The sequence below is a fragment of the Amycolatopsis sp. M39 genome, from assembly GCF_001651785.1.
Taxonomy (GTDB): Bacteria; Actinomycetota; Actinomycetes; order Mycobacteriales; family Pseudonocardiaceae; genus Amycolatopsis; species Amycolatopsis rubida.
On sequence record NZ_LWSF01000026.1, the window covers coordinates 32,270 to 54,131 of the forward strand.

Consider the following 21,862-nt stretch of genomic DNA (forward strand, 5'->3'; position numbering starts at 1 on the left):
CGGCGAGGGAGCCGAGTACTGGCTGCATGTGCTCACCGAGTCGAAGAACCGCGGCGTGGCCGACGTGCTCATGGTCGTCTGCGACGGCCTGACCGGCCTGCCCGACGCGATCAACACCGTCTGACCGGCCACGACCACTCAGACCTGCGTGGTGCACTTGCTGCGCAACAGCTTCCGCTACGCCGGCCGTCAGCACTGGGCCGCGATCGCCAAGGCCCTCAAACCGGTCTGCACCGCGCCGGCCGAGGCCGCCGCGCGCGAGCGGTGCGCCGAGTTCGCCGAGACCTCGGCCAGCCGGTATCCGGCGACCGTGCGGTTACGGGACAACACCTGGCCCGAGNTTGCTGCGCAACAGCTTCCGCTACGCGGGCCGTCAGCACTGGGACGCGATCGCCAAGACCCTCAAACCGGTCTGCACCGCGCCAGCCGAGGCCGCCGCGCGCGAGCGGTGCGCCGAGTTCGCCGAGACCTGGGGCAGCCGGTATCCGGCGATCGTGCGGTTAGGCGCAGGCGCAGTTCTTCATCAGCCACGGCGGCGGCTGGGTCGCCGACGGCAAAACCCTCCCGCCCGTGCTCGACATCGAGTACAACCCCTACAGCACCGCGGACTGGGCAGGCTGGTGCTACAACATGACCCCCGCCCAGATCACCGCCTGGATCACCGACTTCACCGCCACCATCAACGACCACACGAACCGGTGGCCAGTCATCTACACCACCAACGGCTGGTGGCACCACTGCACCGGCAACAACCCCAACTTCACCAACGATCCACTGTGGATCGCCAGCACCATCACCATGCACGCCAGCTGGACCGACTACACCTTCGCCCAAACCGCGACCTCCGGCACCTTCCCCGGCGACCAAGACGTCTTCAACGGCACCCTCACCGACCTGCAAGCCCTGGCAACCGGCACCGAACCGGACAAGATCACCGAGCACTACAACGCCCTTGGTGGCCCGGCCTCCTACCTCGGCACCGCCACCGGCAACCGATACCCCGCTGTCGGCGGCTGGGCACAGAACTACCAATACGGCGCGGTGATGTTCGCGCACAGCGACAGGCAAATACTCAGCCCGAACGCCGGCCGCGCCGCCCACCGGCCACCCGCCGAGCGCGCCCGGTCGTCTTCCACAACTCCACCGTGGCCATCGTGAGCAGCCCGTCCACGATCAGCGGCCAGATAGCCGCCGCCGTCGCGTCCGCGCCGAGCGCGACCGGAGCCGTACAGCCGCACTGCACCCACAACGCCCGCCCCGAGGACCTGCCGGGCTCCGTCGTCGCGCTCATCGGGTACCACCGTCCGCCGCTACCCACCGCGTGCCGACCGGACGAACCGTGATCTCACGACACTCGACCAGCACTTCCCGGTTCGCCTGCTGACACGGTAGTTCCACCCAAGTTGCGCAGGTCAGAGCGATTTTCTGGCCAGTTGGGCGTGGTCGCGGCGGCGGGCCGAGGCAGGTGCCTTGCGAGGGTTCGCGGGGGCCACGCAGCAAGTGGTCGCCAGGCCCGGCAGGCGCACCCCACGCTCAGGCCTGATGCCGCGCACCGGGCTCGCATGTTCAGACACGCACGGGCCAACACCCTTCGCGCAGATCCCACTCCACACGAAGGCGCTGACGCGCTTGCGGTCGTAGATGTTCGCTGTGCTGCGGGCTTGCGCAGCTCGCTGCCGACAGATCTCCGGGCAAGCGTCTCGGCCAGCTAGGTAGTTATCTATTATTCACTTCACTGGAGCTTCCGTCCGCCATCCACGTCGTGGCCGTGCAACGTCGTCACCATGCAGACCAAATCCCCGAAGTTGACAACCGCTACCGGCTTGCCAAACCGTCATATAGTGAATGATGATGCACTAAGGTCGCGGGGTGCGGCGCAGGGATGCGATGGGCAAAGGAGCCGGTGTGGACTTTGGTGAGCGCGCGGAACACCGGGATCTCCGCGCTACGGTGCGGGCGATCACCGCGAAGTTCGGGCCGGAGTACTACGTGCCGCTGGCCGAGGCCGGCGAGCCGACCGCCGAGCTGTGGGCCGAGCTGGGACGGAACGGTTTCCTGGGGATCAACCTGCCCGAGGAGTACGGCGGAGGCGGCGCGGGGCTGACCGAGCTGGCCATCGTGTGCGAGGAGACCGCCGCCGCGGGGTGTCCGCTCCTGTTGCTGCTGGTGTCGGCGGCGATCTCGGGCGAGATGATCTCGGGCTTCGGCACCGACGAGCAGAAGCGGTACTGGTTGCCGCGGATGGCTTCGGGCGAGGCGAAGGTGGTCTTCGGGATCACCGAACCGGAAGCGGGGTCGAACACCCACCAGCTCTCGACCGTCGCCCGGCGCGACGGTGACGACTTCGTCGTCACCGGCACCAAGCACTACATCTCCGGCGTGGACGAGGCCGAGGCGATCCTGCTCGTCACCCGGTCCGGGCGGGACGACGCCACCGGTCGCGGCAAGTTGTCGCTGTTCCTCGTCCCCACGGACACTCCCGGCCTGGTCTCGACCCCGTTGCCGGTTTCGGCGAAGCTGCCGGAGAAGCAGTTCGTCCTGCATTTCGACGATATGCGGCTGCCTGCCAGTGCGCTGCTGGGAGAAGAGGGCAACGGCTTCCAGCAGGTGTTCCACGGGCTGAACCCGGAACGGATCACCGGCGCGGCCGTGTGCGTCGGCATCGCTCGGCACGTACTGGCGCAGGCTGCGGCCTACGCCACGACGCGCGAAGTCTGGGGCACGCCGATCGGCGCGCATCAGGGGGTCGCGCATCCGCTGGCGAAGGCCCGGATGGAGACCGACCTCGCGGCGCTGATGACAGCCAAGGCGGCGTGGTCGCACGACAACGACCTGCCCGCGGGCGAGGCGGCCAACGTCGCCAAGTACGCGGCGGCCGAGGCGGCGGGCGCGGCGGTCGAAGCAGCCATCCAGACCCACGGCGGCAACGGGCTCGCCACGGAATACGGACTGCTGCCGTACTGGGGCATCGCACGGCTACTGAGGATCGCGCCGGTGAGCCGGGAGATGGTCCTCAACTTCGTCGCCCAGCACAGCCTGGGGCTGCCCCGCTCCTACTGATCCGACAGAACGGACCCTCCCGCAATGACTGTCCTGCGTTCCGCGCTCAATACCGCGGACGACACCTTCCGAACCAACTACCGGCACCAGAAGCAGGTACTGGCCGAGCTCGAAGAGCAGGTCCAGGCCGCCATCGAAGGCGGCGGGCAGCGTTACCAGAAACGACACCGCGACCGCGGCCGCCTGCTCGTGCGGGAACGTATCGAGCTGCTGCTCGACCGGGACGCGTCGTTCCTCGAACTGTCGTCGCTGGCGGCCTGGGGAACACAGTTCGCCGTCGGCGCCTCGGTGGTGACCGGCATCGGAGTCGTTTCGGGTGTCGAGTGCATGCTGATCGCGCACGATCCGACGGTGCGCGGCGGCGCGATGAACCCGTACTCGCTGAAGAAGACCCTGCGGGCACTGGAGATCGCGCGGATCAACCGGTTGCCGGTGATCAACCTGGTGGAGTCCGGCGGTGCGGATCTGCCGACCCAGTCCGAGCTGTTCGTGCACGCGGGCAAGATCTTCCACGATCTGACCGAGCTGTCGGCACTCGCGATTCCCACGATCGCGCTGGTGTTCGGCAACTCCACGGCGGGTGGCGCGTATGTGCCGGGGATGTGTGACTACGCGGTCATGGTCGACCGGCAGGCGAAGGTCTTCCTCGGCGGTCCGCCGCTGGTGAAGATGGCGACCGGGGAGGACGCGGACGACGAGGAACTCGGCGGCGCGTCCATGCACGCCAAGGTTTCCGGGCTGTGCGACCACTTCGCCGTCGACGAGCGCGACTGCATCCGCATCGGGCGGCAGATCGTGTCCGAACTCAACTGGCACAAGCTCGGCCCCGGCCCGACGATGCCTGCCGACGAGCCGCTCTACGACCCCGACGAGCTGCTGGGCATCGCGCCGTCGGACATCAAGGTTCCCTTCGACCCGCGCGAGGTGATCGCCCGGGTGGTCGACGGCTCCCGGTTCGGGGAGTACAAAGCCTTGTGGGGCACCAGTCTTGTCACCGGCTGGGCGTCGGTACACGGCTACCCGGTCGGCATCCTCGCCAACGCCAGGGGCGTGCTGTTCAACGAGGAGGCCAAGAAGGCCAGCGAGTTCATCCAGCTCGCGAACCAGACCGACACGCCGTTGCTGTTCCTGCAGAACACCACCGGCTACATGGTCGGCAAGCAGTACGAGCAGGGCGGGATCATCAAGGACGGGTCCAAGATGATCAATTCCGTCGCGAACAGCAAGGTCCCGCACCTCACCGTGAACCTCGCGGCGTCCTTCGGCGCGGGCAACTACGGCATGTCGGGCCGTGCCTACGACCCGCGGCTGATGTTCGCGTGGGCCGGGTCTCGGCTCGCGGTGATGGGAGCGACCCAGCTGGCCGGCGTGATGTCCATCGTGGCCAAGTCGTCGGCGGCGGCCGCCGGGCGCGAGTTCGACACCGAGGCCGACGAGCGCAACCGCGCGGCGATCGAGGCGCAGATCGAGCAGGAGTCGCACGCCTTCTTCGTCACCGCGCGGCTCTACGACGACGGGCTCATCGACCCCCGGGACACCCGCACCGTGCTCGGCATCGCGCTGTCCGCCGCGCACTCCAACATCGTCGCCGGCCAGCGTGGCTACGGCGTATTCCGGATGTGAGGACCAACCTGATGACCACCCGAACCGCGGCGACCCGCCGCCCGATCCGGAAACTGCTCGTGGCCAACCGCGGCGAGATCGCCGAACGGGTCATCCGCTCCGCGCGCGCCATGGACATCGCCACCGTCGCGGTGCACTCCGACCCCGACGCCGACGCCTTGTTCGTCGAGGCCGCCGACGAGGCGGTCCTGCTGCCGGGCGCGGCCTCGTCGGACACCTACCTGCGCGCCGACCGCATCATCGAGGCGGCGCTGGCCACCGGGGCGGACGCGATCCACCCCGGGTACGGATTCCTGTCCGAGAACGCCGGTTTCGCCCGTGCCTGCGCCGAGGCCGGCCTGCTCTTCGTCGGCCCGCCGGTCGAGGCGATCGAGGCGATGGGCTCGAAGATCGCCGCGAAAGAGCTGATGGCCAAGGCAGGCGTGCCGGTGCTGCCGGGCGCCACAGTCGACGACGCCGAGGACGTCGACGCCGCGGCCGTCACCGCGATGGCCGCCGAGATCGGCTACCCGCTGCTGGTCAAGGCCGCTTTCGGCGGCGGAGGCCGGGGGATGCGGATCGTCCGGGAATCCGGTGCGGTCGTCGAGGCCGTGACCGGCGCGCGGCGCGAAGCGGCGTCGGCGTTCGGCAACGGGACCGTGTTCCTCGAACGGTTCGTGGAGAACCCCCGCCACGTCGAGGTGCAGATCTTCGGCGACGCCCACGGCACCGTCGTGCACCTCTTCGAACGCGAATGCTCCATCCAGCGGCGCTACCAGAAGATCATCGAGGAGGCGCCCTCTCCCGCCGTGGACGAGGCGCTGCGCGAGCAGCTCGGCGCCGCGGCGGTGGCCGCGGGTGCCGCGATCGGTTACACCGGTGCGGGCACGGTCGAGTTCGTCATGGCCGCCGACGGCGAGTTCTTCTTCCTCGAGGTGAACACCCGCCTGCAGGTCGAGCACCCGGTCACCGAGGCGATCACCGGACTCGATCTCGTCGCCCTGCAGATCCAGGTCGCCGAGGGCGAACCGCTCCCGCGCGAGGTCCGCGAGGCGACGATCACCGGGCACGCCGTCGAGGCCCGCCTCTACGCGGAAGACCCCGCCGCGGACTACCTGCCGGGCAGCGGAACGCTGCACCGCTTCCGCGTTCCGAAGCTGCCGGGCGTGCGCGTCGACACCGGGGTCCGCGACGGCTCGGTCGTGGGCACGAACTACGACCCGATGCTCGCCAAAGTCATCGCGCACGGGAAGACCCGTTCCGAGGCCGTGCGCAAGCTGGCCAGAGCGCTGGCGGAAACCAGGATCCACGGTCTGGTGACGAACCGCGACCTGCTCGTCGCGATCTTGCGCGAGCCGGAATTCATCGCGGGAGCCACCGACACCGGATACCTCACGCGGCACGAACCCGCCGCGTTGATCGGTGTCCCCGACAAGACCACCGTGGCCGTGCACGCGTTGGCCGCAGCTGTCTCGGGCCAGGCCGACCGCCGGGCGCGGACCCGCGTGCAGCGGGCCGTCCCCACGGGCTGGCGCAACGTCCCCAGCGCGCCCCAGCTTGCCGGATACCGCGTCGGCGAGGCCGAGGTGGAGCTGACCTACCGCTTCACCCGCGACGGGGTGGAGGCCAGCGTCGACGGGACACCGCTGGCCGGTCCGGCCGTCCTCGACGCCGCCCCGGACCAGGTCGATCTCCGGGTCGAAGGGGTGCGGCGCAGGGTCCACACGCATCAGGTCGGCGACACCGTCTACTGCGACAGCGTGCTCGGCAGCACCGCACTCGTCGAACGGCCCCGGCTGCCCGAACCCGGGATCGACGCCACGCCCGGTTCCTTGCTGGCCCCGATGCCCGGCACGGTTGTCCGCGTCGTCGCGGAACCGGGGCAGCGGGTGGACGCGGGTGCGGTGATCCTCGTGTTCGAGGCCATGAAGATGGAGCACTCGGTGCGCGCGCCGGTCGCCGGCGTCGTCGCCGAACTTTCCGTCCAGCTGGGACAGACCGTCGAATCCGGCGAGATCGTCGCCGTGCTCACCGAGGAGGAGGCGTGATGTCGCCCGTGCGCTACGAGCTGACCAACGGAGTCGCCTGGCTCATCATCGACCGCCCGGAGGCACGCAACGCGCTGAGCGAGTCCGTCCGAAAAGGACTGTTCGAGGGGGTGCGCCGGTTCAACGCCGATGACGCGGCCAAGGTTCTCGTCCTCACCGGCACCGGGGAGAAGGCGTTCTGCGCCGGCGGCGATCTCAAGGAGATGAACGAGAACGCGCTGACCGTTCCGCCACCGGACTTCCTGCCCCAGCTGGGCCGCAACATCGACGTGCCGAAGCCGACGATCGCCGCGGTCAACGGCATCGCCTACGGCGGCGGGTTCCTGCTCGCCCAGCAGTGCGACCTCGTCGTCGCCGCCGAGCACGCCCGGTTCGCCGTCTCCGAGGTCAAGATCGGCCGGGGTTCGCCATGGGCCGCGCCGCTGTCGTGGCTCGTACCGCCGCGGATCGCGATGGAGATCCTGCTGACCGGTGACCCGATCAGCGCCGGACGCGCCCAGCAGTACGGGCTGGTCAACGACGTCGTGCCGGCAGCGGGACTGGCCGAGCGCGCGCAGCAGCTCGCGGAACGGATCGCCGCGAACGCCCCGCTGTCCGTGCTCGCCGCCAAACGCACCGCGTACCTCTCCGCCAGTCACGACCGGGCCGAGGCCTACGACCGGGCCGAGGAGATCTGGGAGCCGGTCTACCGGTCGGCGGACGCGCAGGAAGGGCCGCTGTCGTTCCGGGAAAAGCGCGCTCCGGTCTGGCAGGGCCGCTGACGTGGGCGTCTCGATGGACCAGGTCCTCGACGATCTCATGGCCGAAACCGAGGTACTGCGGGAGTTGATCGCGGACCTCGACGACACGGGAATCTCCGCTTCCACCCCCGCCGCCGGGTGGACCGTGCGCGACCAGCTGACCCATCTCGCCTACTTCGACGAGACCGCGACCCAGGCCGCCGTCGATCCCGCGGCGTTCCGGCGCGACGCCGAGGCGTTGCTGGCGGGCGGCATGGACTTCCCCGATCGCGTCGCGGCCGAGCACGCGAAGCTGCCCGCGGCCGACGTCCGTGCGTGGTTCGCGCGGGCGCGTACTGAACTGGTCGCGGTTTTCCGCGGGCTGGAGCCGAAGGCGCGGCTGCCGTGGTACGGACCGGACATGAGCGCGCTGTCCTCGGCCACCGCCCGGTTGATGGAAACCTGGGCACACGGGCAAGACGTCGCCGACACGCTGGGCCGGGACCGGGAGCCGACCGACCGGCTGCGCCACATCGCCCACCTCGGTGTGCGGACCACCGCGTTTTCCTTTGCCCTCAACGGCAAACCGGCACCCTCGGTGCCGATCAGGGTCGAGCTCGACGCGCCGTCCGGCGATCGTTGGGCGTGGGGACCGGACGACGCCGCCGACCGGGTCGCCGGGACCGCGCTCGACTTCTGCCTCGCCGTGACCCAGCGCCGTCACCTCGACGACACCGCGCTCCGGGTGACCGGGCCGGTGGCGGCCGAATGGCTGTCCATCGCCCAGACCTTCGCCGGCGCCCCCGGCACGGGCCGCGCGCCGTTGTCCGCGACTACGCAACCAGGAGGACCATCGTGACCACCATCGGCGGCCGGGCAGTCCGGATCGGCAACTGCTCGGGTTTCTACGGCGACCGGCTGCAGGCGGCCCGGGAAATGGTCGAGGGCGGCCCGATCGACGTGCTCACCGGCGACTACCTGGCCGAGCTGACGATGCTGATCCTGTGGAAGGCCAGGCAGAAGGACCCCGCCACCGGCTACGCGAAGACCTTTCTCACCCAGATGGAACACGTGCTGGGCACGTGCTTGGACCGCGGCATCCGGATCGTGTCCAACGCCGGCGGCCTCAACCCGGCGGGACTCGCCGCGGAGCTGGGGACACTGGCCGAGCGGCTCGGCCTGCACCCGCGAATCGCCTATGTCGACGGTGACGACCTCGTCGGCCGCCTCGACGACCTGCAGGCGGCCGGGCATTCGCTGGCGCATCTGGACACCGGCCGCAAGCTTGCCGACGCCGGCGTGAGCCCGGTGTCGGCCAACGCTTATCTCGGCGCGTGGGGAATCACCGAAGCGCTGCGGGCGGACGCCGACGTCGTGGTCACCGGCCGGGTCACCGACGCCTCGGTGGTGGTCGGCCCCGCGGCTTGGTGGCACGGCTGGACGCGGGAAGACGACCAGATCCACGACAAGATCGCCGGCGCGATGGCCGCGGGGCACGTGATCGAATGCGGTCCGCAGGCCACCGGCGGAAACTACGCCTTCTTCGAGGAGGTGACCGACCGCCGCTACCCCGGCTTCCCGATCGCCGAGGTCGACGCCGACGGTTCCAGCGTGATCACCAAGCACGACGACACCGGCGGTCTCGTCTCGGCCGGGACGGTGACCGCGCAACTGCTGTACGAGATCGGCGAGCCGGCGTACCTCGGCCCCGACGCGGTCGCCCACTTCGACACCATCGAGCTGACTGAACAGGGCCCGCACCGCGTTCGCATCAGCGGCACGCGCGGCAGCGCCCCCACCGACCAGCTCAAGGTCGCGCTCAACTACGAGGGCGGCTACCGCAACACCATGACGCTCGTGCTGACCGGAACCCGCATCGAAGAGAAGGCCGCGTGGGCACAGCAGCAACTGAGCGAGCTGCTCGGCGGACGGGACCGGTTCGCGGAGTTCGACGCGCAGTTGCTGCGGTTCGACCACCCCGACGCCGAGACCAACGCCGAGGCCACCGCCCATCTGCGAGTCACGGTGAAGGACGCCGACCGGCGCAAGGTCGGGCGGGCGTTCTCCAACACGGTCATGGAGCTGGCGCTCGGCGGCTACCCGGGCTTCCACACCACCACGCCGCCGTCGGCGGAAAGCGCTTACGGCGTCTACTGGCCGGCGCTGGTCCCGGCCTCGGAGGTGGCGCACCGGGTCACCCTGCCCGACGGCTCCGTCCGCGCCATCCCGCACAGCACCGTGACCGCATCCGTGCCCGCCCCGGCGGCTCCCACCCTTCCGGCGGCACTCGACGGGCCGACCCGTCGAGTGCCGCTGGGTACCATCGCCGGAGCGCGGTCCGGGGACAAGGGCGGTAACGCCAACATCGGCGTATGGGCCAGGACGGCCGACGCATACACGTGGCTGCGCGGGTATCTCACCGCCGAGCGGATGCGGGAGCTGATCCCGGAGGCGGCCGAACTGGAAATCCGGCGGTTCGATCTGCCGAACCTCAGTGCGGTCAACTTCGTGATCGTGGGCATCCTCGGCGCGGGTGTCGCTTCGGCGACCCGGCCCGATCCCCAGGCCAAGGGGCTCGGCGAATACCTGCGCAGCAGGTCGGCCGATATCCCGGAAAGCCTGCTGCGGGGCTGATCGCCGTGGCACAGGCACGGACGCCACGACGGGATCCCGAGCGCAAGGCGCGGATACTGGCCGCGTCGGCCGAGCTGATCTCGCGACACGGGTACCACGCTGTCGGGCTGGCCGAGATCGGCACCGCGGCAGGCATCGTGAGTACCGGGATCTACCGGCACTTCCCGAGCAAGTCGGCGATCCTGGCCGCGCTGCTGGAGCAGGTGATGCAGCTGCTGGGCGCGACGGCCAGCGAGATCGTCGCGACCGCACCCGACGACCGGACCGCGCTCGCCCGGCTCATCAGCCACCACGTCCAAGTCGCGATCCACGATCGGCGCGTCCTGCAGGTCTACCATCTGGAGGCGCGAAGCCTCCCGGCCGAGAACCTGCGCAGGCTTCGCCGGGCGCAGCGCCATTACCTCGAGGACTGGGTCGCCGTGGTGATGCCGCTGCGGCCCGGTCTCGCCGACGGCGAGGCACGGGTGCTGGTCCACGCGGCGATCGGCAGCGTCCAGTCGATCCTGTTCCACGATTCCGGACTGACCGAACAGCAGCTGACCTGCCTGCTCAGCCATACCGCACACGCGTGTCTCGGGGTCGTGCCGAACTGACGCCGGGTCACGCCAGCAGCGCTTGTGCGACCGCGTCGAGGTCGTCGGGCAGTCCCTGCACCGCGATCGAGTCGATCACGGTGGATTCCCACCGCCCCAGGTCTTCGCGGATCTTGCGCGCGGGGCCGATGAGCGCGACGTCCTCGACGACGGCGGTGGGGATCGCGGAGGCCGCCGCGCGCTTTTCCCCGCGCAGGTACAGATCCTGTACCCGGGCAGCGAGTTCGGCGTGGCCCCGGCGGGCGAAGACGTCGTGGTGGAAGTTCGCGCCACGCGCGCCCATGCCGCCGAGATACCGCGCAAGGTCCGGCCGGACCCGGTCGGCGGCACGTTCGACGTCCCCGTCCACGACGACGGGCACGGTGGCGACAACCTCGAAGTTCTCGGGGCGACCGCCGGGCCGGCGCGCGAACCCGGCCGCCAGCGCCTGCCGGTAGCGCTCGTCGTCGTGGGGGCTGAAGAACATCGCGTGCCAGCCGTCGGCGATTTCGGCGGCGAGCGCGACATTGCGCGGGCCTTCGGCACCCAGCTGGATCGGCAGGCTGGGCCGGAGCGGGTGCAGGGACGAACGCAACGGCTTGCCGAGCCCGGTGCCGCCGGGGGACGGGAGCTGCTGGAACTCTCCGTCGTAGGTGAGCGGCCGTTCCCGGGCGAGCACCTGCTGGACCACACCGACGTACTCCCGGGTCCGTGCCAGCGGCCGGGGAAAGGCGACACCGTGCCAGCCCTCGGACACCTGGGGCCCGGAGGCGCCGAGCCCGAGCACCACCCGTCCGCCGGAAAGGTGGTCGAGAGTCGCCGCGGCCATCGCGGTCGCGGCGGGGGTGCGCGCGGGAATCTGCGCGACCGCGGTGCCCAGCCGCACGCGCGTGGTGCGGGCCGCGCACCACGCGAGCGGGGTGAACACGTCCGACCCGTAGGCCTCGGCGAACCAGATGCCGTCGAAGCCGAGGTCCTCGATCCGCCTGACCCGCTCACCCCAGCGGGGCGGCGGACCGCTGAAGAACTGGCCGACGTTGATGCCTACCGGAAAGGTCATTAGTGCATTGTCATTCACTTTTTACACGGGATCAACCTGCCACTATGGGGAAAATATGTGAACTGGTAGTTACTTAGGACTTGCGGTTGTGCCCGCGGAGTTGGATGCTGTCGGTCATCGGGCAGGCAGCAAGGAGGCTGACGTGGACCTGAACGGGAAGATCGATGTCACGACGTTGCGGGGCCGTCGTGCCGTGAACCGCTGGGAGCGGACCTCGGTCGGCGACGTGTTCGAGCGGCTGACGTGGAGCTACCCGGACAAGGTCGCGATCACCGGTCGCCAAGGGGCCTACGGCGAGGAGAGGTTCGCCTCGGTCACCTACCGGCAGGCCGACGAAATCGCGAACCAGCTCGCGCACGCGCTGGCGGCCCGCGGCCTCCGCCCCGGCGCCCGGGTCGTGCTGTTCTGCGAGAACTCGGTCGAGGCCTATCTCGCCAAGATCGGCATCGCGAAAGCCGGGATGGTCGCGATGCCCGTCAACCCCGCGTTGGCCGCGGACGTACTGGAGTACCTGGTTCGGCAGGCGGAGCCGGCGGCGGCGATCGTCGACGCCGAACTGTGGCCCCGCGCGGAAAGCGCCTTCGCCGCGACTGGTCTGGCGGTCGCGGCGACCGTCACCGTCGGCGGCGGCCCGGTCGCCGCGAGCCCGAGCTTCGACGACTTCATCGAGGGACAGCCGAGCACCGAGCCGGTCGTCGAGATCCACGGGGACGACATCTGGCAGCTGCTCTACACCTCGGGCACGACCGCCATGCCCAAGGGCGTCATGACCTCCCACAGCGCCAGCCATTTCGCGGCGCTGAACTTCGCGGTCTCCCTCACCCGCGGGCTGCGGGTGGAGACGGAACTGAAGGTGCTGACCTCGCTGCCGATGATCTACCACGTCGGCGACCAGATCTTCTCCCTGTCTGCGTTCCTCGCCGGCGGTTCGCTGGTGCTGGGCCGCCGTCCGGCTCCGGACCAGATCGCCCTCGCGATCGAAGAAGAACGGCCGACCGCGGTGTGGGCTGGCTCCCCGCAGTTCGTCGCCGCGTTGACGGCCGAAGCGGAGAAATCCGGTCGCGACCTGTCGAGCCTGACCGTCCTCGTCTACGGCTGGGGCGCGCTCGCCCCGGCGGTGTACGAGTACCTGCGAGGCAAAGCGCCAGGGCTGGTGGTACTGGGCATCTTCGGGCAGACCGAGGCGATCGCCTGTCACCGGTTCTGGCCCGCGAAGTGGCCGGAGGTCTACGAACGCACCGCGCCCGCCGTGAACTACGTCGGCGTGCCGAGCCCGCTGCTCGCCTCGGATGTCGTCGACGAGGCCGGCGAGTCGTTGCGCGACAAGCCGGACACCCCTGGCGAAGCCGTCTACCGAAGCCCGATCGTCACGGCCGGCTACTACCTCAACGAGGAGGCGACGCGAGAGGCGTTCCGCGGCGGCTGGTTCCACTCCGGCGACAGTGCCGCGGTGGACGCCGACGGTCTGCGCGTCATGGTCGACCGGTTCAAGGACATCGTGAAGTCGGGCGGGGAAAACGTGTCCAGTCTGCGGGTGGAGTCGGTGCTGCTGGGCCATCCCGCAGTCGAGAAGGCGGCGGTGATCGGTCTTCCGCACGAGCACTGGGGTGAGGCGGTGACGGCCGTCGTAGTGCTCCGGCCTGGGGCCGATGCGGACGAAGCGGCGATCATCGCGCACTGCCGGGCGTCGCTCGGCGGCTACGAGACGCCGAAGGCGGTCGTCTTCACCGACGCACTGCCCGAAACGGTTGGCGGCAAGATCCTCAAGTACAAGCTCCGCAGGCACCACGCGGACCTCTTCCGCGGCCAGGCCTGACCGACCGCGACGACAAGGAGCGATGCTGACGTGGGTGGCTACGACGAGGTCTATGCGGCGAGCGTGGCGGACCGGGAGGGGTTCTGGCTCGCCGCCGCCGAAGCGCTGGACTGGCACCGCACCCCCACCAGGGCGCTCGACGACGGGCGCCCGCCGTTCTACCGCTGGTTCCCCGACGGTGAGCTGAACGTCGCGCACAACGCGCTCGACCGGCACGTCGCGGCCGGCCGGGGCGAGCAGGCGGCGCTGGTCTACGACTCCCCCGTGACGGGCACCCGGCTCACTTATACCTACGCGAGGCTGACCCAGGAGGTGGCGGCTTTCGCCGGAGTATTGCGCGGTCTCGGCGTGGTCGCCGGCGATCGGGTCGTGGTGTACCTGCCGATGGTCCCGGAGGCGGTGATCGCCATGCTCGCGTGCGCGAGGATCGGCGCGGTGCATTCCGTCGTGTTCGGCGGGTTCGCGGCCAACGAGCTCGCGGTCCGGATCGACGACGCCACCCCGAAAGTCGTCGTCTCCGCGTCCTGCGGCATTGAAGGCAAGCGGGTCATCGAGTACAAACCGTTGCTGGATCGCGCGCTCGAACTCGCCACGCACCGGCCCGGCAACTGCGTGATTCTTCAACGGCCGCAAGCGAAAGCCACACTGGGGCCCGGAGACCTCGACTGGGCCGAGGCCGTGGCGAGCGCGGCACCGGCGGACCCGGTGCCGGTGAAGAGCACCGACCCGCTCTACGTGCTCTACACCTCGGGCACGACCGGCAAGCCCAAGGGCGTGGTCCGGGACTCCGGCGGCTATGCCACCGCGCTGGCGTGGTCGATGCCCAACGTCTACGACGTCGGACCCGGGCAGACGATCTTCACCGCGTCCGACGTCGGCTGGGTGGTCGGGCACTCCTACATCGTCTACGCGCCGCTGCTGGCCGGTGCGACGACGGTCCTCTACGAGGGCAAGCCGGTCGGCACGCCGGACGCGGGCCAGTTCTGGCGGGTATGCGCCGAAAACGGGGTGCGGTCCCTGTTCACCGCGCCGACCGCCTTCCGTGCGCTCCGGAAGGAGGACCCGGAGGGCGAGTACGCCCGCCAGCACGATCTGTCCGGGCTGCGCTATCTGTTCCTCGCCGGGGAAAGACTCGACCCGGAGACCTACCACTGGGCTTCGGAGCTGCTGGAGATCCCCGTCATCGACCACTGGTGGCAGACCGAGACGGGCTGGCCGATCGTGGCCGACCCGGCGGGCATCGAGCTGCTGCCGGTCAAGCCCGGTTCGCCGACAAAACCCTTGCCAGGATGGGACATCCGGGTGCTGGACGCCAACGGCGCGCAGGTCCCGGCCGGCCAGGACGGGGCCATCGTCGCCAAGCTGCCCTTGCCCCCTGGTGCTTTTTCGACGCTGTGGAACGACGACGGACGGTTCGTCGACTCGTACCTGGCGGCGTTCGAGGGCTATTACCTCACCGGCGACGGCGGGCGGATCGACGAGGACGGCTACGTGTTCGTCATGGGACGCACCGACGACGTCATCAACGTCGCCGGGCACCGCCTGTCCACCGGGGGCATGGAAGAGATCCTCGCCATGCATCCCGACGTCGCCGAATGCGCGGTGATCGGCGTGGCCGACGCGCTGAAGGGACAGCTCCCGCGCGGGTTCGTGGTGCTCAAGGCCGGGGTCGACGACTCCGCCGAGGGCTACGGCGCCGGTCTGCGAAAGGAACTGGTGGCACTGGTGCGGGACCGGCTCGGCGCGGTGGCGTCGCTCAAGGAGATCGACATCGTGCCGGCCCTGCCCAAGACGCGCTCCGGCAAGATCCTGCGCAAGACGATGCGCGGCATCGCCGACGGCCTCGACGAGCCGGTGCCGTCCACGATCGAAGACCGGAGCGTGCTCGACGCGCTGCGAGCCGTTCTCCGCGGGGATACCCGATGATCCCCGACACGACACACCGCCTGGTGGAACTGACCGTCCAGGACTCGATCGCCGTCGTGACACTGAACCGGCCGGACAGCCTCAACGCGTTGTCCGACGAGTTGCTCGGTGACCTCGAAACCACACTCGACCGCATCGACACCCACGTCTCCTGCCGCGCGATCGTCATCACCGGCAACGGACGGGCTTTCTGCGCCGGCGCGGATCTGCGGCAGTTGCTCGGCCGGCTGGACGGCGACGCGGAGAAGATCCTTTCGTTCGTGCGGCGGGCCGGGAAAGTGTTCAGTCGTCTCGAAAACTCACCGCTGCCGGTGGTCGCCGCGGTGCACGGGCACGCCGTCGCGGGCGGGTTCGAGCTGGCGCTGGCCGCCGATGTCGTGATCGCGGCCGAGGGAGCGCTGCTCGGTGACGGGCACCTCCGCTACGGCGTTCTCCCGGGCGGCGGGGGCACGGTCCGGCTGGAACGCAAGGTTCCCGCGAACGTCGCCCGCCGCCTGCTGCTCACCGGTGATCTCGAACCGGCGGAACGCTTTCGCGACTGGGGGCTGATCGACGAGATCGTGCCCGCCGAGCGGCTTCTGGACACCGCGCTGGCCCTCGCGCGGCGATGCGCCCGACGGAGTTCGCTGGGACTGGCCGAGTGCAAACGCGTGGCGAACGCGGCCAGGGACCTGCCCACGGCCGAGGCGCTCGAGTTCGAGTTCGACACCTTCGCGCGCTACAGCCGCTCCCACGACCTCAGGGAAGGGCTGACGGCGTTCCACGAGCGGCGCGCACCTCGCTTCGCGGGCCGGTGAGTCAGGCTCCCTGCTCGTCGTGCCATTCCTCGGCGGGCTCGACGAGGTGCGCCGCGGGGGCCGCGTCGACTCCGAGGCACGCGTGGGCGGTGCCGGTCAGCAACTCCGTCAGCTGTGGCTCCGGCAGTCCGGAGTTGTAGAACAGGATGGACTGGATGCTGCCGATCGCCGCGTGGACCAGCACCCGGATCTCGCCGTCGGCCAGGCCTGGGCGCAACGGCGCCACCGCGGCGACCCATTCCTCGATGTAGTGGCGCTGCGCACGGCGCAGGCGGCGCAGGTCGTTCTCCGGCAGGTTGCGGGCTTCCCGGTGGTACACCTGCAGGATCCGACGGTCGTGAATGGCCACTCTCGCGTGGTTGGCGATCAGCTCGCTCACCGCGAGCCGATCGTCGCCCGCTTTGTCCACGATGGTCGAAGCCGCGTGCGAGAGCTGGTCCATGACCTGCTCAAGCAGGTCCGCGAGAATCGCGGACTTGCTGTCGAAGTGCCGGTATATCCCGGATCCCACGATGCCCGCGGCCCGGCCGATATCGGCCATGCCCACGGTGTGATAGCCGTTTCGCGAGATCAGCTCGGCCGCCGCGGTCAAGATCAGCGCCTTCCTCGCGGGATCGCGCCGCCGCGCTTCCTTCACCGGTACCTCCTGACGGTCGTTGCCCTCGATGCTACCGCTGACGCCCCGCGAAGACGCCGTGCGCGGCCGGGCAAGCCCCGCGGCGAGCGGGTTCCGCGCTTTCCGGACGCAAAATAACCCGTTCATGTGAGGACACGTCGGGTTCCACGTGGTAGCTTCAGCTGGCTAGTGAACGTCTAATCACTAACTCGACTGGGCTGCCGAGCATAGATACCCGCCCTGGCGGGCGAGTTTCTTTCAAGCTGCCCACATTTCGGGACGACAATGAGGTCAACCTTGGCTGCTTTAAAGAATCTTCGTTCACAAAATGTGTTCCGGCGCGTGGTGACGCTGGCCGGCGGACTGCTGCTCGGCGCGAGCGCCGCCGTAGCTCCGGCCGGCGCGGCGGAACCTGCCGCCACCACTTGCCAGAACGTCGCGGTGCCGGTCACCGCGGCCGGGCAGGCGGCCACGATCGCCGGCACGCTGTGCACTCCGCCTGGTGCCACGACGGTGCAGATACTCGTTCACGGCTGGTCGTACGCGCGGTACTACTGGGACGCGCCCTACGAGCCCGACACTTACTCCTACGTGCGTGCGGCGAACAAGCGCGGCTACGCCACCCTGAACATCGACCGGCTCGGTGACGGCCAGTCCACCCGGCCGTTGAGCGCCTTCGACAACTTCTACGCCGATGTCAGTACCGTCCACCAGGTCATCACGGCCTTGCGGGACGGCAGGCTCGGCACCCCGTTCAGCAAGGTGATCGAGGTCGGGCACAGCCTTGGCGGCATCGTCACGATGACCGAAGCGGGCCTGTACAAAGACGTCGACGCCATCATGCCGACGGCGATCGCCCATTCCCTCAACTACGTCAACGTCGTCAGCAAGATCATCGCCGACGACTACCCGGCGGCGCTCGATCCGAAGTTCGCCGCGGCCGGGCTCGATCCCGCCTACCTGACCAGTTATCCGGGCACTCGCGGCGGGTTCTATCTCGGCTCCCCCTCCTCGACCGATCCCGGCGTGGTCGCGAAGGACGAGCAGCTCAAGGACACCGGCAATCTCGTGGAGCTGGCCACTCTGGCGGGCTACAACGTCCTGAACGTCGACCGCACGCTGAACATCCCGGTCTACACCGTCGTCGGGCAGCACGACCCGTTCATCTGCGGGCTGCTGGGACCGAGCTGCTCGGACTCCAAGGCGCTGGCCGACTTCGAACGCCCGTTCTACGGTCCGCAGGCGACGGTCGTCGCGGACGTCGTGCCGAACACCGCCCACGATCTGCAGCTGGAGAAGAGCGCACCGGAGAGCAACGCACGCATGCTCGACTTCGCCGACAAGTATGTCGGGGCGGGCAACGCCGTGCGGAACACCGCCCCCGGCGCGGCGGCCGCGACGGCCGTTCCGCAAGCCCCGGCGCCCAGCCTCGCCGCGAAGGCGGTCAACGCGACGGTCGTCCAAGCCGTCGTGCCGGCTGTCGCGCTTCTGCAGCGGGCGAGCAACGTCGTCCCTGGGATCGGCGACAACAAGGATCCGATTCCGGGCATGGCACAGGCACTGTCCACGATCGGCAATCTGACCGACTCGCTGGTGGGGACCTTCCCCGAGGGAGTCATCGCCGGGACCTGACGCGACCGGGGCCGCGCGCCGGCATGCTCCGGCGCGCGGCTCGTCGGTCGTGGTCAGCAGTGCTGGACAAAGCACAGCGGGAGGCCGCTGCCGGACGCAGCTCCGCCGGCGCCGGTTCTCGTCGGATCCGTCCGCCGCGGCTCACCACGGCCCGGCCGTGAAGTGCTGTGCCGGGTCAAGCCGTTGCCGACAACGGGAAAACTCGCTCAGTCAAGAGTTTCCAGTGTCGTGACGCTGCGGTCGGCGAGGTTCGGGATGGCCTCGCCGAGAACGTACTTGCGAAAGGGCTCGCCTGCCTTGTGGTCGTCGTAGCCCGACGCGTCGACGTACTTCTCGTACAGCACGAAGGTATCCGGGTCTTCCGCGCTGACGTGGGCCTGGAATTCGAGCGACTTCTCCTCCCGCCGGTTCAACGGGGCGACGGTGCGGAGGATGTCGCGGATGCGCTCGGCCTGGCCGGGCTTGGCCTTCCAGGTCGCGATCACCACGAACGCCATGACGTGTTCTTCTGCTCATGAGTCGGCGAATACGGAAACGAGGGGATCAGAAGCGGGTGAAACCGATGGCGCGCAACTGCTCGCGGCCCTCGGCGCTGCTGTCGCCGGGTGTCCACGCCCACTCGATGTGAACGCCCTTCGCCGGAGCTTCCGGCTCGTCGACGAGCACCCGGTTGATCTGGTCGGTCATGATCCCGGTCAGTGGACAGGCCGCGGACGTCAGCGTCATGGTCAGGCTCACGATTCCCGCCTCGTCGAGGCCGATTCCCCGGATAAATCCGAGATCGACGATGTTGACGCCGAGATCGGGGTCGAGGACGTCGCAGAGCGCCTCGCGAACGGCCTCGGCCGCGCTGCCGGGTTCCGGTTCCACGGTGCGCGTTCCGGCCGCGGTCTCGGCCGGTGCCGCTGCTGACGGCTCGGCCGCGGGCTGGAACGCCCGGGGTGCCGCGGGACGCGTGCCGCTGGCTGGAGGGTCAGCGAAACGGTGGCGGTGGGCCGGGAGAACCAGCTGGTTCTCCCCGCACGAGCGGGAGTGGTCCCCGGTGGTTCGCGGCGGGCAGAACCTTGCAGTCGTTCTCCCCGCGCGAGCGGGGGTACGGAACTCGCGCGTCTGCTGGCCGGAGGGTCGTCTTGGGTTAGGTGGCGGCATGTGGATGGCGTTGGCTGGCAGCCGGTTCATGGACTCGACCACGGTCATCGAGGAAGCGCGGTTGGGGAAACGCCGATTCGTGCCGTTTGGTGGCTAACGCGCGGAGCTAGCTGGCGGCGCTGGGGCGTGGTGCGGAGCATCGCCAGCTGGGCGTGATCCGGTAGTGACGGCGTGGAGCTGATAGGCGGGGGGCTTTTCGCGCGGAGACCGGCTTCCGGATTGTCTCCGGCGGGCGATGGAAGGCGCATGGCAGTTAGTGCTGGAGATCGGGGCAGACGGGGGCAGGGAGAAGATGGGCGCGGCGTTGGTCGTCGCGGGATCCCGTTCCGGCTCGTCCGGTTGGGCTCGCACCGGGCTGGGTCGCTCCAGCGCGAAGATCGGTGCGGTGGTTCGCGACTTCTCCGGGGGACGAGACGTGGACTGGGGCCGGATGCGTCTCGGGGGAAGGCGGGGATCGGCCGCGCGCAGAGGTGACTCCGTCGAAAGTGCGGAAGTTCGCAAAATTCCCCGGTCACGACCCGGCCAGTCGATGCCGCGGATTGCACACTGGCGCAAAAGCGGGATTGTGTCCCAGCAGTCGGGCGGCGGCGTTCATGATGCCGAATGCCGTGGAGCGACGCTGGGGAACAACAGAAACACTCTGCGTCGCCAGCTCGCTAATAAATAACCTTTCGTCAACTCGGCAGCAACGGGCAGAAATGTTGCCCGGAACTGCAAATAGAACTCACCCCATTCCGAAAAACGCAGCTCCACCCCGGCCGCGATAATTGATCCAACACCGTACCGGCGAGTACGACAAGGTATTCGCCGAAGAAGGCCCTTCTGGTGGAGGTAGCACCACTGTCGCACCTGGTGCCAGCACCACCATCGGGAGGTCGGAGGCGACAAATGGGAACGGCCTGCCTATTGCCGACGAGAAACTGTCGCGCATGACGCCAACGCATTACCCCGATCGGAGGTAGACCGTCTTTTCAATGTCTGACATGCTCGGCTCGGCCGACAGCTCGGTGCGTGGGGTCACTTGAGACGGGCTATTTTTCCTCAGGGGTAGATATGGAAATTGAGCTATTGGGATCGGTCACGCTCAGGCAAGCCGGCCGCGGACACGGAGTCGCGTCGCGAAAGGTGCGGACTGTGCTGGCGTTGCTGGCGTTGTCGCCGGGGGTTCCGTTGTCCCTGGACACGCTCGCGGACGAGCTGTGGGCCGACAAACCGGTCTCCAACGTGCGCAATGCTTTGCAGGCCAACATCGCGCGGTTGCGGAAGCTCGTGTTCAACGTGACCGGCGAGCGCGAGGTGGTGCGCACGGTCAGCAGCGGGTATCTGATGACCGTGCCTGCCGAGGCCGTCGACGCGCATCGGTTTTCCGCCTTGGCACAGCGTGGTGCCACGCTGCTCGGGCAGGATCCGCGTGGTGCCATCACGGCCTTCGAACAAGCACTGCGGCTCTGGCGCGGGCCCGCATTGCTCGACGTGGCCGATTGCACTCGCTGCCGGATGGCCGCCGGGCAGCTCAACGAGCATCGGCTCACTGTGCAGGAGGACCTGATCTCCGCACGTCTTCAGGTCGGGGAACATCATGGGCTTTCCCACGATCTGAAACAACTCGTCGCGGAGAACCCGGCCCGCGAGCGGCTCAGCGAGTACCTGATGATCTCGCTTTACCGCGACGGCAGGCAGGGTGAGGCGGTCTCCGTTTTCCACAGCACCCGGAAGTGGCTGAGCGCCGAACTCGGGCTGGAGCCCGGACCGGGGCTGCGCCGGCTGTACCAGTCCATCCTGATGCAGGACCAGGTTCTCGACTGAACCGTCGTTTTCTCTTCCACGGCGTCAGCATGGCAGTCCCCGATGACCGCCTGCTGACACCGCGCCTACGGGGCCCGCCGCGTCAGGGCGCTGTCAGAAGGGTGTCACCGCTCGCCGCTAGTTTTCGGGCCGATCCCTTGCAACGGTCCCAGACGATCGGAAGTGACCCCCATGACGACAGCCGTCTCCGAACGCATGCAGCAGATCCGCGAGATCGTCTGCACGCACCTCGAACTCGACGACGCGGAGCTCACCGAAACCAGCGATTTCGCCGACGACCACGAGGCCGATTCGCTGTCGCTGATGGACGTGCTGGCCGCGCTGGAGAAGAAGTTCGGCGTCACGATCGACCAGGCCCAGTTCGCCCGGATGACCAACCTGCGCGCGGTGTACGAGGTCGTCTCGGAATCCGCGAGCTGGTAGCG

Annotated in this window: 18 protein-coding genes and 4 pseudogenes; 17 read left to right on the plus strand and 5 right to left on the minus strand. The window is 69.0% G+C overall.

The window, feature by feature from the left end:
• Window positions 1-55 precede the first annotated feature (55 nt).
• The 3 pseudogenes from A4R44_RS52790 to A4R44_RS51195 form a co-directional block, all read left to right on the plus strand.
• A pseudogene (locus A4R44_RS52790) lies at window positions 56-280 on the plus strand (transposase); the annotation flags it as partial.
• 61 nt (window positions 281-341) lie between these two features.
• Window positions 342-488 (plus strand): annotated as a pseudogene (locus A4R44_RS47550) (transposase); the annotation flags it as partial.
• Window positions 489-516: 28 nt separating this feature from the next.
• Window positions 517-849, plus strand: a pseudogene (locus tag A4R44_RS51195) (GH25 family lysozyme); the annotation flags it as partial.
• A gap of 188 nt (window positions 850-1,037) precedes the next feature.
• Here A4R44_RS51195 and A4R44_RS51200 read toward each other — a convergent pair.
• Window positions 1,038-1,243, minus strand: a pseudogene (locus A4R44_RS51200) (hypothetical protein); the annotation flags it as partial.
• On the opposite strand from A4R44_RS51200, the gene A4R44_RS49560 reads away from it, so the two are divergent.
• The 8 genes from A4R44_RS49560 (at window position 1,155) to A4R44_RS36625 (ending at window position 10,656) form a co-directional block, all read left to right on the plus strand.
• Window positions 1,155-1,343 (plus strand): hypothetical protein, encoded by a 189-nt coding sequence (locus tag A4R44_RS49560; RefSeq protein ID WP_163069783.1) that lies wholly within the window; start codon window positions 1,155-1,157, stop codon window positions 1,341-1,343. The pseudogene A4R44_RS51200 and the gene A4R44_RS49560 overlap by 89 nt on opposite strands.
• A gap of 562 nt (window positions 1,344-1,905) precedes the next feature.
• On the plus strand, window positions 1,906-3,060 hold the full coding sequence (locus A4R44_RS36595) for an acyl-CoA dehydrogenase family protein (RefSeq protein ID WP_067591305.1): 1,155 nt from the start codon (window positions 1,906-1,908) through the stop codon (window positions 3,058-3,060).
• Window positions 3,061-3,084: 24 nt separating this feature from the next.
• Window positions 3,085-4,683, plus strand: coding sequence for an acyl-CoA carboxylase subunit beta (locus tag A4R44_RS36600; RefSeq protein WP_067591308.1), 1,599 nt, complete (start codon window positions 3,085-3,087; stop codon window positions 4,681-4,683).
• A gap of 11 nt (window positions 4,684-4,694) precedes the next feature.
• Window positions 4,695-6,710 carry a biotin carboxylase N-terminal domain-containing protein gene (locus tag A4R44_RS36605; RefSeq protein ID WP_067591311.1) on the plus strand — a complete coding sequence of 672 codons (2,016 nt, stop codon included), beginning with the start codon at window positions 4,695-4,697 and terminating at the stop codon, window positions 6,708-6,710.
• Window positions 6,710-7,471, plus strand: a complete 762-nt coding sequence (locus A4R44_RS36610) for an enoyl-CoA hydratase/isomerase family protein (protein ID WP_067591314.1) — start codon at window positions 6,710-6,712, stop codon at window positions 7,469-7,471. Before A4R44_RS36605 ends, A4R44_RS36610 begins: the two co-directional genes overlap by 1 nt.
• Before the next feature lies 1 nt (window position 7,472).
• On the plus strand, window positions 7,473-8,288 hold the full coding sequence (locus tag A4R44_RS36615; protein WP_067591317.1) for a TIGR03084 family metal-binding protein: 816 nt from the start codon (window positions 7,473-7,475) through the stop codon (window positions 8,286-8,288).
• A 5-nt stretch (window positions 8,289-8,293) separates the two neighbouring features.
• A complete protein-coding gene (locus tag A4R44_RS36620; protein WP_067591492.1) occupies window positions 8,294-10,063 on the plus strand; it encodes an acyclic terpene utilization AtuA family protein in 1,770 nt (589 codons plus the stop codon).
• A gap of 5 nt (window positions 10,064-10,068) precedes the next feature.
• Window positions 10,069-10,656, plus strand: coding sequence for a TetR/AcrR family transcriptional regulator (locus A4R44_RS36625; protein ID WP_093574056.1), 588 nt, complete (start codon window positions 10,069-10,071; stop codon window positions 10,654-10,656).
• A 7-nt stretch (window positions 10,657-10,663) separates the two neighbouring features.
• Here A4R44_RS36625 and A4R44_RS36630 read toward each other — a convergent pair whose 3' ends face one another.
• Complete coding sequence (locus A4R44_RS36630) at window positions 10,664-11,695, minus strand: LLM class F420-dependent oxidoreductase (protein WP_067591320.1); 1,032 nt, start codon at window positions 11,693-11,695, stop codon at window positions 10,664-10,666.
• Between the two features lie 142 nt (window positions 11,696-11,837).
• Here A4R44_RS36630 and A4R44_RS36635 point away from each other — a divergent pair, with 142 nt between their 5' ends.
• Genes A4R44_RS36635 through A4R44_RS36645 form a run of 3 tightly spaced genes read left to right on the plus strand, consistent with a single transcriptional unit; the run spans window position 11,838 to window position 16,234 of the window.
• Window positions 11,838-13,511, plus strand: a complete 1,674-nt coding sequence (locus A4R44_RS36635) for an AMP-binding protein (RefSeq protein ID WP_067591322.1) — start codon at window positions 11,838-11,840, stop codon at window positions 13,509-13,511.
• Window positions 13,512-13,541: 30 nt separating this feature from the next.
• Complete coding sequence (locus A4R44_RS36640) at window positions 13,542-15,437, plus strand: AMP-binding protein (protein WP_067591325.1); 1,896 nt, start codon at window positions 13,542-13,544, stop codon at window positions 15,435-15,437.
• On the plus strand, window positions 15,434-16,234 hold the full coding sequence (locus tag A4R44_RS36645; RefSeq protein WP_067591328.1) for an enoyl-CoA hydratase/isomerase family protein: 801 nt from the start codon (window positions 15,434-15,436) through the stop codon (window positions 16,232-16,234). The genes A4R44_RS36640 and A4R44_RS36645 overlap by 4 nt, the downstream gene beginning before the upstream one ends.
• A gap of 1 nt (window position 16,235) precedes the next feature.
• Here the strand turns inward: A4R44_RS36645 and A4R44_RS36650 are convergent, their stop codons facing one another.
• Window positions 16,236-16,871 carry a TetR/AcrR family transcriptional regulator gene (locus tag A4R44_RS36650; protein ID WP_067591330.1) on the minus strand — a complete coding sequence of 212 codons (636 nt, stop codon included), beginning with the start codon at window positions 16,869-16,871 and terminating at the stop codon, window positions 16,236-16,238.
• 321 nt (window positions 16,872-17,192) lie between these two features.
• On the opposite strand from A4R44_RS36650, the gene A4R44_RS36655 reads away from it, so the two are divergent.
• On the plus strand, window positions 17,193-18,482 hold the full coding sequence (locus A4R44_RS36655; RefSeq protein ID WP_157905083.1) for an alpha/beta hydrolase: 1,290 nt from the start codon (window positions 17,193-17,195) through the stop codon (window positions 18,480-18,482).
• Window positions 18,483-18,688: 206 nt separating this feature from the next.
• On the opposite strand, the gene A4R44_RS36660 is transcribed toward A4R44_RS36655, so the two are convergent.
• Entirely contained in the window at window positions 18,689-18,979 is a 291-nt protein-coding gene (locus A4R44_RS36660; protein ID WP_067591336.1) for a putative quinol monooxygenase, read from the minus strand.
• A 46-nt stretch (window positions 18,980-19,025) separates the two neighbouring features.
• Window positions 19,026-19,352 (minus strand): metal-sulfur cluster assembly factor, encoded by a 327-nt coding sequence (locus A4R44_RS51205; RefSeq protein ID WP_067591339.1) that lies wholly within the window; start codon window positions 19,350-19,352, stop codon window positions 19,026-19,028.
• A 1,332-nt stretch (window positions 19,353-20,684) separates the two neighbouring features.
• On the opposite strand from A4R44_RS51205, the gene A4R44_RS36670 reads away from it, so the two are divergent.
• Together A4R44_RS36670 and A4R44_RS36675 are read left to right on the plus strand one after the other, a co-directional pair.
• The gene (locus A4R44_RS36670; RefSeq protein WP_093574084.1) at window positions 20,685-21,437 is read left to right on the plus strand and encodes an AfsR/SARP family transcriptional regulator; all 753 of its coding nucleotides are present in this window, start codon (window positions 20,685-20,687) and stop codon (window positions 21,435-21,437) included.
• 171 nt (window positions 21,438-21,608) lie between these two features.
• On the plus strand, window positions 21,609-21,860 hold the full coding sequence (locus A4R44_RS36675) for an acyl carrier protein (RefSeq protein ID WP_037812007.1): 252 nt from the start codon (window positions 21,609-21,611) through the stop codon (window positions 21,858-21,860).
• The last annotated feature ends 2 nt before the right edge of the window (window positions 21,861-21,862 follow it).

Excerpts from the sequence above, each read along its gene's own strand:
- A4R44_RS36600 (WP_067591308.1), top strand. The coding sequence starts at position 3,085 with ATGACTGTCCTGCGTTCCGCGCTCAATACCGCGGACGACACCTTCCGA.
- A4R44_RS36605 (WP_067591311.1), top strand. The coding sequence starts at position 4,695 with ATGACCACCCGAACCGCGGCGACCCGCCGCCCGATCCGGAAACTGCTC.
- A4R44_RS36610 (WP_067591314.1), top strand. The coding sequence starts at position 6,710 with ATGTCGCCCGTGCGCTACGAGCTGACCAACGGAGTCGCCTGGCTCATC.
- A4R44_RS36630 (WP_067591320.1), bottom strand. The coding sequence starts at position 11,695 with ATGACCTTTCCGGTAGGCATCAACGTCGGCCAGTTCTTCAGCGGTCCG.
- A4R44_RS36645 (WP_067591328.1), top strand. The coding sequence starts at position 15,434 with ATGATCCCCGACACGACACACCGCCTGGTGGAACTGACCGTCCAGGAC.
- A4R44_RS36660 (WP_067591336.1), bottom strand. The coding sequence starts at position 18,979 with ATGGCGTTCGTGGTGATCGCGACCTGGAAGGCCAAGCCCGGCCAGGCC.
- A4R44_RS36670 (WP_093574084.1), top strand. The coding sequence starts at position 20,685 with ATGGAAATTGAGCTATTGGGATCGGTCACGCTCAGGCAAGCCGGCCGC.
- A4R44_RS36675 (WP_037812007.1), top strand. The coding sequence starts at position 21,609 with ATGACGACAGCCGTCTCCGAACGCATGCAGCAGATCCGCGAGATCGTC.